General features: G+C 71.3%; 13 protein-coding genes. 7 read left to right on the forward strand and 6 right to left on the reverse strand.

Annotation, left to right across the window (positions count from 1 at the left end; genetic code table 11):
- Nucleotides 1-155 precede the first annotated feature (155 nt).
- Together ACFV46_RS32595 and ACFV46_RS32600 are read left to right on the forward strand one after the other, a co-directional pair.
- Entirely contained in the window at nucleotides 156-719 is a 564-nt protein-coding gene (locus tag ACFV46_RS32595) for a DUF6082 family protein (protein ID WP_385500835.1), read from the forward strand.
- A 119-nt stretch (nucleotides 720-838) separates the two neighbouring features.
- A complete protein-coding gene (locus tag ACFV46_RS32600; RefSeq protein WP_385500844.1) occupies nucleotides 839-1,075 on the forward strand; it encodes a hypothetical protein in 237 nt (78 codons plus the stop codon).
- A 193-nt stretch (nucleotides 1,076-1,268) separates the two neighbouring features.
- Here ACFV46_RS32600 and ACFV46_RS32605 read toward each other — a convergent pair whose 3' ends face one another.
- Nucleotides 1,269-2,435 (reverse strand): citrate synthase, encoded by a 1,167-nt coding sequence (locus ACFV46_RS32605; RefSeq protein ID WP_385500836.1) that lies wholly within the window; start codon nucleotides 2,433-2,435, stop codon nucleotides 1,269-1,271.
- Between the two features lie 109 nt (nucleotides 2,436-2,544).
- On the opposite strand from ACFV46_RS32605, the gene ACFV46_RS32610 reads away from it, so the two are divergent.
- The 4 genes from ACFV46_RS32610 to ACFV46_RS32625 all read left to right on the forward strand — a co-directional run bounded on the left by ACFV46_RS32610 (nucleotide 2,545) and on the right by ACFV46_RS32625 (nucleotide 7,294).
- The gene (locus ACFV46_RS32610) at nucleotides 2,545-3,807 is read left to right on the forward strand and encodes a citrate synthase (protein ID WP_385500837.1); all 1,263 of its coding nucleotides are present in this window, start codon (nucleotides 2,545-2,547) and stop codon (nucleotides 3,805-3,807) included.
- Between the two features lie 76 nt (nucleotides 3,808-3,883).
- Nucleotides 3,884-4,831: a sucrase ferredoxin gene (locus ACFV46_RS32615; protein ID WP_385500838.1), complete on the forward strand. Its 948-nt coding sequence runs from the start codon at nucleotides 3,884-3,886 to the stop codon at nucleotides 4,829-4,831.
- Between the two features lie 115 nt (nucleotides 4,832-4,946).
- Complete coding sequence (locus ACFV46_RS32620; RefSeq protein ID WP_385500839.1) at nucleotides 4,947-6,617, forward strand: ATP-binding protein; 1,671 nt, start codon at nucleotides 4,947-4,949, stop codon at nucleotides 6,615-6,617.
- Nucleotides 6,614-7,294: a response regulator gene (locus ACFV46_RS32625; RefSeq protein ID WP_385500840.1), complete on the forward strand. Its 681-nt coding sequence runs from the start codon at nucleotides 6,614-6,616 to the stop codon at nucleotides 7,292-7,294. Before ACFV46_RS32620 ends, ACFV46_RS32625 begins: the two co-directional genes overlap by 4 nt.
- Nucleotides 7,295-7,393: 99 nt before the next feature.
- Here ACFV46_RS32625 and ACFV46_RS32630 read toward each other — a convergent pair whose 3' ends face one another.
- The 3 genes from ACFV46_RS32630 to ACFV46_RS32640 form a co-directional block, all read right to left on the reverse strand.
- Nucleotides 7,394-8,986, reverse strand: coding sequence for a cation acetate symporter (locus ACFV46_RS32630; RefSeq protein ID WP_385500841.1), 1,593 nt, complete (start codon nucleotides 8,984-8,986; stop codon nucleotides 7,394-7,396).
- A complete protein-coding gene (locus ACFV46_RS32635; RefSeq protein WP_361927487.1) occupies nucleotides 8,983-9,444 on the reverse strand; it encodes a DUF485 domain-containing protein in 462 nt (153 codons plus the stop codon). Before ACFV46_RS32635 ends, ACFV46_RS32630 begins: the two co-directional genes overlap by 4 nt.
- Nucleotides 9,445-9,814: 370 nt before the next feature.
- Nucleotides 9,815-11,938 (reverse strand): DNA topoisomerase IV subunit B, encoded by a 2,124-nt coding sequence (locus ACFV46_RS32640; protein ID WP_361927485.1) that lies wholly within the window; start codon nucleotides 11,936-11,938, stop codon nucleotides 9,815-9,817.
- 444 nt (nucleotides 11,939-12,382) lie between these two features.
- Here ACFV46_RS32640 and ACFV46_RS32645 point away from each other — a divergent pair, with 444 nt between their 5' ends.
- Nucleotides 12,383-12,613, forward strand: a complete 231-nt coding sequence (locus ACFV46_RS32645) for a hypothetical protein (protein ID WP_151786279.1) — start codon at nucleotides 12,383-12,385, stop codon at nucleotides 12,611-12,613.
- A gap of 99 nt (nucleotides 12,614-12,712) precedes the next feature.
- Here ACFV46_RS32645 and ACFV46_RS32650 read toward each other — a convergent pair whose 3' ends face one another.
- Both ACFV46_RS32650 and ACFV46_RS32655 read right to left on the reverse strand, forming a co-directional pair.
- Nucleotides 12,713-13,570 (reverse strand): serine protease, encoded by an 858-nt coding sequence (locus ACFV46_RS32650; RefSeq protein WP_385500843.1) that lies wholly within the window; start codon nucleotides 13,568-13,570, stop codon nucleotides 12,713-12,715.
- A 133-nt stretch (nucleotides 13,571-13,703) separates the two neighbouring features.
- Nucleotides 13,704-15,239, reverse strand: coding sequence for an RNA polymerase sigma factor (locus ACFV46_RS32655; protein ID WP_361927476.1), 1,536 nt, complete (start codon nucleotides 15,237-15,239; stop codon nucleotides 13,704-13,706).
- Nucleotides 15,240-15,586 lie beyond the last annotated feature (347 nt).

Here is a 15,586-nt window from a genome sequence, read left to right on the forward strand (position 1 = left end):
GCTTCCCTCCGTGCGCCTCCTCTCCGCCTCCCCGCCGATCAGAGCCGCTCGGCACTCTGGGAGACGGCAAGCGCCGCCCACCGCTCGCCGGTCCCCTCCAGTCGACCCACATCCCGACGACCGGCGGACGGCCGCCGCCTGATTCGGGGGTTGACATGGCCACAAAGAAGAGTGCCGCGAGGAGGTTGGGCTCCGTCGCGGCCGGTCTCGCACTCGCCACGGCGGGGATGACACTGGCCGCACGCCGCAGCCTGGAAGCGGAGAAGCTGCAATTGAGGCGCCTGGAACTGGAGGAACTGACCTCCCGGCGCCGGGCTCTGGCCCATCAACAGCGCATGCACTGGGAACTGTTGTCGAGGGCGATCGACGATCCGACGCTTGCCGCCGTGATCGACACCTATGCTCCAGGTACGTCGGTGGCGAAGCGCCGCCAGTACTTCTATGCGAACGCGTGGTACGTCAACCTCTACCACCTCTACCGAGCGGGACTCATCGACCTGGAGGAGTTCCACGGGCACGCGCGCGAGCTCATGCACAACCCCCTGATGCGCGAGTACTGGGAGGCCTCCAAGGCACTGCGCGCGACCCTCGCCGACTCGTCCGACGAGGCCCAGCTGGGCCGCATCGTCGACCAACTGGTCAAGGACCTCGACGAAGCCGACACGGATGAGTGGTGGGTGGTCGGCGACGCACCGACGAATCCCACGGACGGCAGCTGAAGTACCGTATGCCATCAGGGTCAACACATCGCTACGACTCGGGTTCTTTGTGAGTCAGACGTCAGGAATCCCAGTAACGTTCTGCCGTCCACTAACCCTCCGTAGTGATCGGAAGCACCTTGAAGATCAAGCGCCGCATTGGTGTGCCACCAAGTGCCCGAGGCAGTGCCTCGGGTGGCAACTGCCCGGACGTGTTCGAACTGAGCGACGGGAACTTCGCCGTGATCGGCACCGAGGCCACTGAGGCGCTTGAGCGAGAACTCCCCGCCGACGCGTCGCGCGCCGACTACGAGCGCATCGTCATCGTCAGCCGCGAGACCCTCATCCGCGCCAAGGCGGACATCCCGGACGCCTGAGGCCCCTCGCACCGGTACGCTCCCACCCGGACCCGTGCCGTCACGCCCCGGCCGCCGCGACAGGCGAGCGAGCCAGGCATCCGACCCGGCGAGCAGCCCGTATCCCGCCCCTGCTCGATCTTCACCGATGAGGCCTGGAGCCAGAACGGCACCAGGCCACACGTATGCCCGGACCTCCCTCGGACGGCAGGGCTCAGGCCGCCACCGGCACCGCCACCGGCGCCCCCGGTCCCACGTACCGCGCCGCCGGGCGGATGATCTTCGAGTCCTCCGCCTGTTCCAGCAGGTTGGCGCTCCAGCCGACGACGCGGGCCGCCGCGAACGTTGGGGTGAACATCTCGCGGGGCAGACCGCACAGTTCCATGACCACGCCCGCGTAGAACTCGACGTTCGTGTGCAGTTCACGGCCCGGCTTCAGCTCGGCCAGGATCGACTCCACCCGCCGTTCGACCTCCACCGCGAAGTCGACGCGCGGCCCGCCGAACGACCGGGCGATCTCCCGGAGCATCCGGGACCGGGGGTCCTCCGTGCGGTAGACCGGGTGCCCGAAGCCCATGATGCGGTCACCGGCGAGGACGCGTTCACGGATCCACGGGTCGATTCGGTCCGGAGTCCCGATGGCGTCCAGCGTGTCCAGCGCACGACTCGGAGCACCCCCGTGCAGCGGCCCCGACAGCGCGCCCACGGCCCCCACCAGACAGGCCGCGACGTCCGCCCCCGTGGAGGCGATCACCCGCGCCGTGAAGGTTGACGCATTGAATCCATGGTCAATGGTGGAGATCAAGTATTGCTCGACGGCCCGCGCCCGCTCCTGCTCGGGCTCCGCCCCCGTCACCATGTACAGGTAGTTCGCCGCGTAGGACAGGTCGTCACGCGGCTCCACGGGATCGAGCCCCTTCCCCAGCCGATGCAGCGCCGCAAGCAGCGTCGGTACGGCCGCCGCCGCGACCAGCGTGTCGCGTCGGCGCCGACCCGCGTCGAGGTCGTACACCGGCCGGAACCCCTTCGCCGCGCCCAGCAGGGACAGCGCGGTACGCAGTCCGGCCAGCGGACCGGAGCGACCGCTGCCCGCGGCGATCGCCGGCAGCACCGCCCGCACCTCGTCGGGGAGCCGCCTCAGCGCGACGGTCTCGGCGCGGAACGCGGCGGACTGCGCGGCGTCCGGCAGCTCGCCGTGGACGAGGAGGTGCCAGACGTCCTCGAAGGGCCGGGTCCGCGCCAGCTCGACGGCGGAGTACTGGCGGTAGTGGTAGAAGCCCTCGCGCCCCCGGACGTCGCCGACCTCGGTGTCGGTCACGACGACCCCCGCGAGCCCGCGCGGGACGTCGACGAGTGTGGTTGCTGACCTGTTGACGGACATGGTTGCCTCCCTGGACTTGATTCGACTGTCCATGCTTGACTGTTTGTCTGTCAATATTGATTCAGTCAATACAAGGATCCATGTACGGCAGGCTGGATACGGTGACCCCATGCGCGATCAAGAACCCGGCCCTCAGGGGCGGCGGCTGACCACCCAGGAGGCCGCCGCACTGCTCGGCGTGAAGCCCGAGACGGTGTACGCGTACGTCAGCCGCGGCCACCTCAGCAGCCGCCGCGTGCCCGGCGGGCGGGGCAGCACCTTCGACGCGAAGGAGGTCGAGGCGCTCGCCCGGCGCAACAGACGGGAGAGCACGCCCGGTTCGGGTTCCACCGCCGACCTGTCCGTACGGACGGCCCTCACCCTCATCGACTCCGACCGCTACTACTTCCGTGGCGTGGACGCGACCGAGCTGGCCGCACGGCACTCCTACGAGGAGGTCGCCGAGTGGCTGTGGACGGGCCGGCTGCGCCCGGGCGTGACCTTCACCGCGCCCGCGGCCTCCGTCGCCGCCGCCCGCCGGGCCGCCGGCGCCCTGCCCGAACACGCCGGCCCCGTCGACCGCCTGCGCGTCGCCGCGGTCGCCGCCGCGGCCGCCGACCCGCTGCGCTTCGACCTGACGGAGGAGGCCGTGCTCGCCACCGCGCGCAGCCTGATCCCGACGCTCGTGGCGGCCCTCGGCCCCGCCGACCCCGCCGACCGCGAGGAGGGCCCGCTGGCCCGCCGGCTATGGGGACGGCTCAGCGGGCGCCCCGCCGACGAGGCCACGCTGCGCGTGCTGGACACGGCGCTCGCCCTCCTCGTCGATCACGACCTGGCCGCCTCGACCCTGGCCGTACGGGTCGCCGCGTCGGCCCGCGCGCACGCCTACGCGGCCGTCTCCGCGGGTCTCGGCGTCCTCGAGGGCCCGCTGCACGGCGCGGCCAGCGGCCTCGCCCACCGGCTCCTCGTAGAGGTGCTCGACCGCGGCGACGCGGGTCCCGTCATCGCGGAGGAACTCCGGGCGGGCCGGCGCATCCCCGGTCTCGGGCACCGGCTCTACACCGGCGAGGACCCCCGCGCGCGTCTGCTGTTCACGCTGCTCGCGGACCTGCCGCGCTGCGAACCCGCCCTCGCCGCCGCCCACGACATCGTCGCGACGGCCGCCCGCCACACCTCGCTGCACGCCAACGTGGATCTGGCGCTCGCCGTGTTCACGGCGTCCTACGCGATGCCCGCGACGGCGGGCGAGACGATCTTCGCGGTGGGCCGGACGGCGGGCTGGATCGCCCACGCCCTGGAGGAGTACGGCGAACGCCCGCTGCGCATGCGGCCGACGGGTCAGTACACCGGTCCCGAGCCGCCGCGACCGCTGCCGCAGCCGATGCCCGAGTAGGCCGAGGCCCGTGCGGCCGCCGTGTCGTACGGGCCTGGGAGAGCCGCCCGCGCCGACCCAGGTTAGGCTCACCTCTGTGAGTACGTGCACGACCGTCTCGCAGGACCTCGACGAGCCCATCGCGGGGACCGCGGCGACCGCGACGACCTGGCTGCTGCTGGAGCAGCCCGGACCGTGGGGTGCCAAGGCACTCACCCAGAGCCACCTGGATCCCGCCCTCGGCCGCGCGCTGGAGACCGCCGCGCAGGGCACGGGCGTCCGGATCGCGCTGATCCGCCGGCCCGGCCGGCACGCCGACAGCGGGCTCCCCACCGAGCGCAGGGTCTACGCCGCCCACACGGTGCCCGGCGCCGTATGGCTGCGCACCGCCACCGTCCGCGACCCACGCCAGTTGCTCGACCTGGATCTCGCCTCCCTCGGCCGGGGCGACCACCGCACCTTCGACACCGCGCTCGGCGGTCGGGCCCACACCGGGGACCCACTGGCGCTGGTGTGCACCAACGGCAAGCGCGACCGCTGCTGCGCCCTGCTCGGCCGGCCGCTCGCCGCCGAACTGGCCGCCTCCGGCGTGGACGGCGTCTGGGAGGTCACGCACCTCGGCGGCCACCGCTTCTCGCCGACGCTGCTCGTGCTGCCGTACGGCTACGCCTACGGGCGGGCCGAGGCGGACGTCGTGCGCAGGGTCCTGGACGGGGTCCGGGAGGGCCGGATCGTCGGCGAGGGCTGCCGGGGCAACTCGGCCTGGGAGCGGCCGGGCCAGGCCGCCGAGCTGGCGGTGCGCAGGACCACCGGTGAGACGGCCGCCGAGGCGCTGAGCGTCGTACGGACGGAGGGTGCCGCTCCGCGCTGGGCGGTGACCGTGGCCCATGGGGACGGGCGGCGGTGGCGGGTCGACGTGGCGCAGGGTGCCGCCCAGCCGCCGCGCCCCGAGAAGTGCGGCACGTCGGTGCTGGGCTCGCCCGCGCGCATGGACGTCCTCGCCGTGCGCGAACTCAGGACGGCGGCGACGGTGCTCGCGGGCTGACCCGTCCTCGGCACCCCGCACGAGATCCCCGCCACATCCGTCCTCGCCACCCCGCACGAGATCCCCGCCACATCCCCCTACGGCCCGGCCCGCACCGCCGCGTACGGTCTGGGGCATGAGCCCCGCCTCCCTCACCCGTCGTCTGCGCCTGGGGCTGCCCCGGCGCATGTTCGCGCAGGTGCTGCTGATGCAGGTGGCGATCGCCGCGGGCGTGGCGGTGCTGGCGACCGGGCTGTTCCTGGCGCCGCTCAGCGACCAGCTGGACGACCAGGCGATGCGCCGCGCGTTGTCCATCGCCCAGACCACGGCCGCCCAGCCGCAGATCGCCGAGGACCTGGTCCGGACCCCGGCGACGGCCGGCGGCCCGGTGCAGCGGGAGGCGGAGCGGATCCGCGCGGCGACCCGGGCCGAGTACGTCGTCGTGATGGACCGGCGGGGCGTGCGCTGGTCCCATCCGACGGCGCGCGAGATCGGGCGGCTCGTCTCGACCGATCCGGGGCAGGCGCTGGCGGGCCACGAGGTCATGCAGATCGACGACGGCACGTTGGGCCGCACCGCGCGCGGCAAGGTGCCGTTGCGCGACGGCGACGGCCGGATCGTCGGCGCGGTCTCGGTCGGCATCGCCTACGACAATGTGCGGGCCAGGCTGCTGCACGCCATCCCGGGGCTGTTCGCGTACGCGGGCGGCGCCCTGGCGGTGGGGGCGCTGGCGGCCTGGCTGATCTCCCGGCGGCTCCAGCGGCAGACCCGTGACCTGGCCTTCTCCGACATCTCGGCACTGCTGGCCGAGCGCGAGGCGATGCTGCACGGCATCCGGGAGGGCGTCGTCGCACTGGACCGCACGGGGCGTATCCGCCTCCTCAACGACGAGGCGCGGCGGCTCCTCGGCCTCGGGGACGAGGCTGTCGGCCACTCCCTCGACGAGGCGCTCGGCACGGGCCGTACCGCCGATGTGCTGGCCGGACGGGTCACCGGCACCGACCTGCTCACCGTGCGCGGACAGCGTGTCCTCGTCGCCAACCGCATGCCCACCGACGACGGCGGCGCCGTCGCCACCCTGCGCGACCGCACCGAGCTGGAGCAGCTCGGCCGGGAGCTCGATTCGACCCGGGGCCTGATCGACGCGCTGCGCGCCCAGGACCACGAGCACGCCAACCGCATGCACACGCTCCTCGGGCTGCTGGAGCTGGAGATGTACGACGACGCCGTGGAGTTCGTCGGGGAGGTCGTCGGTGATCACCGGGCCACCGCGGAGGAGGTCGCCGGGAAGATCCAGGACCCGCTGCTGGCGGCCCTGCTGGTCGGCAAGGCGACCGTGGCGGCCGAACGGGGCGTCGCGCTGCGCCTGTCGGAGCGCACCGGGCTCCCGGACCGGCTGGTCGATCCCCAGGGGCTGGTGACCGTCGTGGGGAACCTCGTGGACAACGCCCTGGACGCCGTCGCCGGCACCGCGCACGCGCGCGTGGAGGTCGAACTGCGTGCCGACGGGCGCGCGGCGACCTTGACGGTCCGCGACACCGGGCCGGGAATCCCGGTGGAACAGCGCGAGTTGATCTTCACCGAGGGCTGGTCGACGAAGCAGCGCCCGGCCCATCGGGAGCGCGGGATCGGGCTGTCGCTGGTGCGGCGCCTGGCCGAACGGCAGGGCGGTACGGCCCGGGTGGGCGAGGCCGCCGGGGGCGGAGCCGAGTTCACGGTCGTCCTGCCCGATGCGCTGGCCCGGCCGGAGCCGGCCCTCAGTACACGTGGTGGCGCGCACACCGGCGCCGAGGAGGAGTCGCGATGATCGAGGTCCTGGTCGTGGACGACGACACGCGCGTGGCGCGCGTCAACGCCGCGTACGTCGAGAAGGTGCCCGGCTTCCATGTGGCCGGTGAGGCGCACACGGCCGCCGAAGCCTTGCGGCAGGTGACCGGACTGCCGCGCCTCGACCTGGTCCTCATGGATCACTACCTGCCGGACGACACGGGTCTGGCGGTGGTCCGGGAGATGCGACGGCGCGGCCACCAGACCGACGTGATCATGGTGACGGCGGCCCGGGACGTGACGACCGTGCAGGCGGCGATGCGGCTCGGGGCGCTGCAGTACCTGGTGAAGCCGTTCGCCTTCGCGGGGCTGCGCGCCAAGCTGGAGGCGTACGCGGAGCTGCGCCGCACCCTCGACGGCGGCGGCGAGGCGGAGCAGGCCGAGGTGGACCGCATCTTCGGTGCCCTGTCCGCGCCGTCGGAGCCGCACCTGCCCAAGGGGCACTCCCCCACCACGGCCGAGTCGGTGCGCCGGGCCCTGATGGACGCCTCGGGGCCGCTGTCGGCCCAGGAGATCGCCGAACGCACCGGGGTGAGCCGTCAGACCGCCCAGCGCTATCTGAAGCTCCTGGAGCGCACCGGACGGGCCCGCCTGACCCTCAAGTACGGGGACGCGGGCCGCCCTGAGCACCGGTATGTGTGGGCGACCCGCGCCTGAGGCACGGCCCGTGGGGGCGGGGGAAGGAACCGTGCCGCCCTCTCATACGGACGGAACGTCCCCTGACTCTCAAGGTGACGGTCATGGACCGCCACGGTCCTAGACCGCCCCCGCCCCCGTCAGCGACCGGACCTCCGTCTCGGCGTGCTTGGCCTCGTCGGGGGCTTCGGGTGAGGTGACCGTGCCCAGCCAGCCGGCGACGAAGCCCAGCGGGATCGAGACGATGCCGGGGTTGTCCAGCGGGAAGTACTGGAAGTCGACGCCGGGGAACAGTGACTGCGGACCGCCCGACACCACGGGTGACAGGGCGACGAGCACCATGGCCGGGATCAGGCCGCCGTACACGGACCAGACGGCGCCCCGGGTGGTGAAGTCGCGCCAGAACAGGGAGTAGAGCAGCACGGGCAGGTTCGCGGAGGCCGCGACGGCGAAGGCGAGGCCCACGAGGAAGGCGACGTTCAGGTCGCGGGCGAGCAGTCCGAGGCCGATGGCGACGACACCGATGCCCACGGCGGCGAGGCGGGCGACGGTGACCTCGCTGCGGGCCTTGCCGCCCCGGCGTCGCAGGGACGCGTACAGGTCGTGGGCGACCGAGGCGGAGGAGGCGAGCGTGATGCCGGCGACCACGGCGAGGATCGTGGCGAAGGCGACGGCCGCCACGACCGCGAACAGCACGGTGCCCGCGGTGGAGTCGGCGCCGCCGCCGAGGTCGAGGGCGAGCAGCGGTACGGCCGTGTTGCCGGCGGCGTTCGAGGCGCGCACCTCCGCGGTCCCCACGATCGCGGCGGCGCCGAAGCCGAGGACGATGGTCATCAGGTAGAAGCCGCCGATGAGGCCGATCGCCCAGACCACCGAGCGGCGTGCGGCGCGCGCGGTGGGCACGGTGTAGAAGCGGGACAGGATGTGCGGCAGCCCGGCGGTGCCCAGGACCAGGGCGAGGCCGAGGCTGATGAAGTCGAACCGGGACGTCCAGTCCCCGCCGTACCGGAGGCCGGGGGCCAGGAACGCCTGCCCGTGGCCGCTGTGCTCGGCGGCGCTGAGCAGCAGCCGGTCGATGTCGCCATGGAAGCGCAGCAGGACGAGCACGGTCAGCGCGATGGTGCCGCCGAGCAGCAGGACCGACTTGACGATCTGGATCCAGGTGGTGGCCCGCATCCCTCCGAACGACACGTAGATCACCATGAGCGCGCCGACGCCGATGACGGTCCAGGTCTGCGCCGCCCCTCCGTCACCGCCGAGCAGCAGCGCGACGAGGGTGCCCGCGCCCACCATCTGCGCCACCAGGTACAGGACGGAGACGGTGACCGAGGACGTTCCCACCGCGATACGGACGGGGCGCTCCCGCATCCGTGCCGCGACGACGTCGGCGAGGGTGAACCGGCCGCAGTTGCGGACCAGTTCCGCGACCAGTAAGAGCACGACCAGCCAGGCCACGAGGAAGCCCACCGAGTACAGCATCCCGTCGTAGCCGAACAGGGCGATCAGCCCGGAGATGCCGAGGAAGGAGGCGGCGGACATGTAGTCGCCCGCGATGGCGAATCCATTCTCCATCGGCGAGAAGAGCCGTCCGCCCGCGTAGAACTCCTCCGCCGAACCACGGCGGTTGCGTCCCGCCCAGGTCGTGATCGCCAGCGTGATGGCGATGAAGACGCTGAACAGCAGCAGGGCCAGAGCGCGGTGATCCTGGGTCATGCGACGCCCCCCTTGGTGCCGCGCGTCAGCTCCTGGGTGTCCCAGCGCAGTTCGAGGGCGGCCCGGTCGCGGCGCAGACGCGCGTGGCGGGCGTAGGCCCAGGTGAGCAGGAACGTGGTGAGGAACTGCCCGAGCCCGGCGAGCATCGCGACGTTCACGGCTCCGGCCACGGGCCGGGCCATCAGGTCGGGCGCGGTGGTGGCGGTCACGACGTAGGCGACGTACCAGGACAGGAACCCGGCGGCGGCCGGCACGACGAACCTCCGGTACCGGCTGCGCACTTCCTGGAAGGCGGCGCTGCGCTGCACCTCGAGGTACACGTCGGCGGCGGCCGGCGGAGCGGTGTCAGGGGCCTCCGTGACGTCCGACTCGCCCCATCCGGAGGCGAGGGCGTCGTACCAGGGATCGTCGTACCGCGGGGTTCTGGCGTCGCGGGGACGACCGTCGCTTGAGCACATGCCCAAGCATGGACAGAACGGAAAGACCGCCGACCGGGCTTCTCGGAGCGTTTCACCCCATCAGGTGATTCACCAGGCAAAGCCGCATACCAGCAGGACTCCCCAGGAGTCGCGTCCACCCGGGAAGGGGCCTGGAACGGCGGGACCGGCCGGGGCTCACGCCCCGACCGGTCCCCCGGGCAGCGGCCTGCTGCTAGGTCGTGTCCGCAAAGTCCTGCCTGCCGCCCGGCGCCCGGCACGCACTCTCGGCGCACCGGCCGGCCACCCGCGTACAACCAGTACGCGGGAGCCCGCCCGGCACACCGAGAGCACGCACCGGACACCGCGCGGCCCGCCCTACGGGCGAACGACGGGACTTTGCGGACACGACCTAGGTGTCGATGCGCGACCGGTCGAGCGTCGCGGCCGAGCTGGAGATGAACTCCTTGCGCGGTGCCACGTCGTTGCCCATCAGGAGGTCGAAGACCCGCTCGGCCGCCTCGAGGTCGGTGAGGCTGATCCGCCGCAGGGTGCGGTGGCGCGGGTCCATGGTCGTCTCCGCGAGCTGGTCGGCGTCCATCTCACCGAGGCCCTTGTAGCGCTGGATGGAGTCCTTGTAGCGCACGCCCTTGCTCTCGAACTCCATGAGCTTGTCGCGCAGCTCGCGGTCCGAGTACGTGTACACGTACTTGTCCTGGCCCTTCTTGGGCTGGACCAGCTCGATCCGGTGCAGCGGGGGCACGGCGGCGAACACCCGGCCCGCCTCGATCATCGGGCGCATGTACCGCTGGAAGAGCGTCAGCAGCAGCGTGCGGATGTGGGAGCCGTCGACATCGGCGTCGGTCATCATGATGATCTTGCCGTAGCGCGCCGCGTCGATGTCGAAGGTACGGCCCGACCCCGCCCCTATGACCTGGATGATCGCCCCGCACTCGGCGTTCTTGAGCATGTCGGTCACGGACGACTTCTGGACATTGAGGATTTTGCCGCGGATGGGCAGCAGCGCCTGGAACTCGGAGTTCCGGGCGAGCTTGGCGGTGCCCAGCGCGGAGTCCCCCTCGACGATGAAGAGCTCGCTGCGGTCGACGTCGTCGCTGCGGCAGTCCGCGAGCTTCGCGGGCAGCGAGGAGGACTCCAGGGCCGTCTTGCGGCGCTGCGCGTCCTTGTGCTGGCGGGCCGCGATGCGGGTGCGGGCGGCGGCGACGGCCTTCTCCAGGACCACGCGCGCCTGTGCCGCCGCGTCCCGCTTGGTGGACGTCAGGAACGCCTTGAGCTCCTTGACGATCACGGCGTTCACGATGCGGCGGGCCGCCGAGGTGCCGAGGACCTCCTTGGTCTGTCCCTCGAACTGCGGCTCGGCGAGACGGACAGTGACGACCGCGGTCAGGCCCTCCAGGGCGTCGTCCTTGACGATGTCGTCCTCGGCGACGCGGAGCATCTTCTTGGCGCGCAGCACCTCGTTGAGGGTGCTCGCCACGGCGGTCTCGAAGCCCGCGACGTGGGTGCCGCCCTTGGGGGTGGCGATGATGTTCACGAACGACTTCAGGGTCGTGTCGTAGCCGGTGCCCCAGCGCATGGCGACGTCGACGCCGAGTTCCCGGGTGACCTGGGTGGGGGTCATCTGGCCGTGCTCGTCCAGGACCGGGACGGTCTCCCTGAAGGTGCCCTGTCCGGTGAAGCGGAGGACGTCGCAGACCGGCTTGTCGGTGGCCAGGTACTCGCAGAACTCGCTGATGCCGCCGTCGAAGCGGAAGGACTCCTCGCCCTTGCTGCCGCCCGCGCCGAGACCGACCTCGTCCCGGACGACGATGGTCAGGCCGGGCACCAGGAAGGCGGTCTGGCGGGCGCGCTGGTGCAGCGTCTCCAGGTCGAGCTTGGCGTCCTTGAGGAAGATCTGGCGGTCGGCCCAGTACCGCACGCGCGTGCCCTCACGCGCCTTGGGGATCTTCTTCGTCTTACGCAGGCCGCTCTTGGCCTCGAACTTCGCCGCCGGGCCGTCACCGGCGAAGGCACCGGGCACCCCGCGCCGGAAGCTGATCGCGTGGGTGTGGCCGCCCCGGTCGACCTCGACGTCCAGGCGGGCGGACAGGGCGTTCACCACGGAGGCGCCGACGCCGTGCAGACCGCCGGAGGCGGCGTACGAGCCGCCGCCGAACTTTCCGCCGGCGTGCAGCTTGGTCATGACGACCTCGACGCCGGAGAGGCCGGTCTTGGGCTCGACGTCGACCGGGATGCCCCGGCCGTTGTCCCGCACCTCGACGGAGCCGTCGTCGTGGAGGATCACCTCGATGTGGTCGCAGTAGCCACCGAGGGCCTCGTCCACGGAGTTGTCGATGATCTCCCAGAGGCAGTGCATCAGACCGCGGCTGTCGGTCGACCCGATGTACATGCCGGGACGCTTGCGCACGGCTTCGAGGCCCTCGAGGACGAGCAGGTGCCGCGCGGTGTAGTTGGAACCGTCCCGGTCTGCTCCTGCCAGCAGCGCTGTGGACGGCACGGACGTATCGGCGGTCACGCGGTTCGCTCCTCGCTGAATTTCACTGGGCGCCCTTGTGGGTACGGGCGTGGCTTCGGTTGCCGCTCAGAGGGTACCGAGGCCTGGTAGAGCCGTTGTAACGCCACCCTCGTCGGAAGTCACCCTAGTCCAGACTCGCATGGATGTTCGATCCCTCGGAGGAGTGAAGCACATATCACGTTCCCTTCCAGGCATGAACCATTTAGGCTCCGGGCACGTCCTCATGAACAAACCGGCAACCCGGCCGGGGAGGACCGACCATGACCGAGAGCGCGAAACCGTAAGCACGACAGCACGCAATACGGCACATTCGCCGCCACACCGGCAGCAGCCCACCACCCCCGAAAAAATTTCTCTCTGGGAGAAGCCACGAGCGGGAACGTTTTGGGGCTGGTTGGATGTTGACCCTGGTACGACAGCTCGTCGAGCTAGAGAAGAGGCGACGTGACTACTGTTCTGACCCCCGCGAGCCCCCTGACGGCCGCTGACCGCTGCGACCGTTGCGGCGCCCAGGCGTACGTGCGCGTCGTCCTGCTCAGCGGCGGAGAACTGCTCTTCTGCGCCCACCACGGTCGCAAGTTCGAGCCGGAACTCAAGAAGATCGCCGCCGAGATACAGGATGAGACGGAGCGTCTCACGGCTGCTCCCGGTACGGCGACCGACGAAGAGCGCTGACACCTCGCATCACGACGAGCCAGCATCGGCACAGGCCGGTAGACGGGCGGTCCCCCCTGAATCCTCAGGGGGGACCGCCCGCGCTCTTCTCAGCGGCGCTCAGCCGCTTCCCGCACCCTCCCGCGCCGCGGAGCGCCAGCCCGCGGCCCGGATGACGTCGGACACCCGCGTGTAGACACCGGGGCTCCCCGCACGGCCGCAGCCGTTGCCCCACGACACCAGTCCGATCAGCTTCCCCTGCGCGACCAGGGGCCCTCCGCTGTCCCCCTGGCAGGCGTCCCGGCCTCCCTCGCGCTCCCCCGCGCACACCATGCTGTCCGCCAGATACCGCCCCTCACCACCGCCCGGATACGCCTCCTCGCACAGCGCGTCCGGCAGCACCTGCACCCGCGCGGCCCGCAGCCCCCGCGGATAGTCCCCCGCTCCCGTGACATCACCCCAGCCGTAGACCAGGGCCGGGGTCCCCGGCACGTAGGCGGGGTCGCCTGCGCCCGCCATCCGGATGACCGCGGCGGCGGGCAGTGCCTCGGCGAGCGAGAGCACGGCGAAGTCACCGTCGTTGGTGTCGCCGTCGTAGTCCGGGTTCACCCAGGCGCCGCTGACGGGGATCTCCTTGCCGCGCGTGGACGTCAGATCGGTGCGCCCCGCGATCACTCTGAGGTCGCTCACCTCGTCCGGTGGGGAGCCCAGGACCTCCGGGCTGAGGCAGTGGGCGGCCGTGAGCACGGTGGAGCGCCCCACGGCGACGCCCACGCAGAACTGTCCCGCCCGGGTACCCCCGAACCGGTCACGACTGGACAGCGCCACCGTCCAGGGACTCTGGGACACATCGACGGGGAACCCGCCCACGACGACACGGTCGGCGGCCGCCGGGGCGGCCGTGACCAGCGGTATGGCGACCGCCGCGGCCGCCAGAACCAGCGGCCGGGCCAGCGCCCGGGCAACGGTACGACGCATGACGCTCCTCACTCTCGGGTGGTCATGGCACACCCAGAGTGATCCAGCAGGTCCGGCCCCGCACCCGCGCGGACCGACACGAAGGCCCGGCGCCCCTGAGGGGTGCCGGGCCTTCCTGATGCGTCGGGGCGACCTAGTCGAGGTAGTCGCGCAGGACCTGCGAGCGCGACGGGTGGCGCAGCTTCGACATCGTCTTCGACTCGATCTGACGGATGCGCTCACGCGTCACGCCGTAGACCTTGCCGATCTCGTCGAGGGTCTTCGGCTGCCCGTCGGTGAGACCGAAGCGCATGGAGACGACGCCGGCCTCGCGCTCGGACAGGGTGTCGAGCACGGAGTGCAGCTGCTCCTGCAGAAGCGTGAAGCTGACCGCGTCGGCCGGGACGACGGCCTCGGAGTCCTCGATGAGGTCACCGAACTCGCTGTCGCCGTCCTCGCCCAGCGGGGTGTGCAGGGAGATGGGCTCGCGGCCGTACTTCTGGACCTCGATGACCTTCTCGGGGGTCATGTCGAGCTCCTTGGCCAGCTCCTCCGGGGTGGGCTCGCGGCCCAGGTCCTGGAGCATCTGGCGCTGCACACGCGCGAGCTTGTTGATGACCTCGACCATGTGCACCGGGATACGGATGGTGCGGGCCTGGTCGGCCATGGCGCGGGTGATCGCCTGACGGATCCACCAGGTGGCGTACGTGGAGAACTTGTAGCCCTTGGTGTAGTCGAACTTCTCGACCGCGCGGATCAGACCGAGGTTGCCCTCCTGGATCAGGTCCAGGAAGAGCATGCCGCGGCCGGTGTAGCGCTTGGCCAGGGAGACCACGAGACGGAGGTTGGCCTCCAGCAGGTGGTTCTTGGCGCGGCGGCCGTCCTCGGCGATGATCTCCAGCTCGCGCTTGAGCTTGGGCGCCAGCTTGTCGGCGTTGGCCAGCTTGTCCTCGGCGAACAGACCGGCCTCGATGCGCTTGGCGAGCTCGACCTCCTGCTCGGCGTTGAGCAGGGGGACCTTGCCGATCTGCTTCAGGTAGTCCTTGACGGGGTCGGCGGTGGCGCCGGCCGCGGCGACCTGCTGCGCGGGCGCGTCGTCCTCGTCCTCGTCGGAGAGCACGAAACCGGCGGCCTCGGTGCCCTCGGGCTCGTCGCCGGGCTTCGCCTCTTCGATGACCTCTTCCTCGACGAGCTCGGCGTCGTCCTTCTTGGCGGAGGTCTTCTTGGCCGTCGTCTTCTTGGCGGCGGCGGTCGTCTTCTTCGCCGCGGCCTTCTTGGCCGTCGTCTTCTTGGCGGCCGCCTTCTTGGCGGGGGCCTCGTCCTCGACGGCGGGTTCCGCGGAGGGCGCCGCGGGCGTGGCGGTGGCGGTGGCCTTCTTGGCGGTCACCGTCTTCGCCGCGACCGTCTTGGTGGCGGTGCGCTTGGCCGGACTCTTCGCTGCGACGCTCTTTCGGGTGCGCTTGGGCTCCGCGGCACTGACCATCAGCGTCACACCCTCTTCCTCGAGGATCTGGTTGAGGCTGCGCAGTACGTTCTTCCACTGAGTGGCCGGGATCTGGTCAGCTTCGAAGGCCCGACGCACATCGTCGCCGGCGATCTGCCCCTCGGCCTTTCCCCGCTCGATGAGAGCCATGACAGAGACGGACTCGGCGATCTCCGGCGGGAGCGTACGGGATGTGCTGGCCGACACGAACAACCTCTCGGAACGTTGGAAAGCGGCTTCCGGCCCCGTCCGGTGCGGACAGGAGCCGACCACCGGCCTGGGGATTGGACCGACGGTGCGGGCGGGGGCCGGGAAGATACACAGCGCCTCTTACGGCGTCCGTATTCCCTTCCTCGGCTGTCACCTCTTAGGTCATCGCGCTGTTTCCCCGAGCGTTACGCCCATTCTGCGTGGCCCGAGTCACATCCCGTAACCGATCAAAAGCAGACATAGCGCACCATAAGAGGTCAGCCTGGGGCCCGATCCGGCACGGTCACGGCAGTCGAGTCCCCTCTTCGCACCGTCGGACCCGCAGGATCCGTCGTGGATCCTGC

Origin of the sequence: Streptomyces sp. NPDC059852 (genome assembly GCF_042731455.1) — a bacterium.
Taxonomy (GTDB): domain Bacteria; phylum Actinomycetota; class Actinomycetes; order Streptomycetales; family Streptomycetaceae; genus Streptomyces.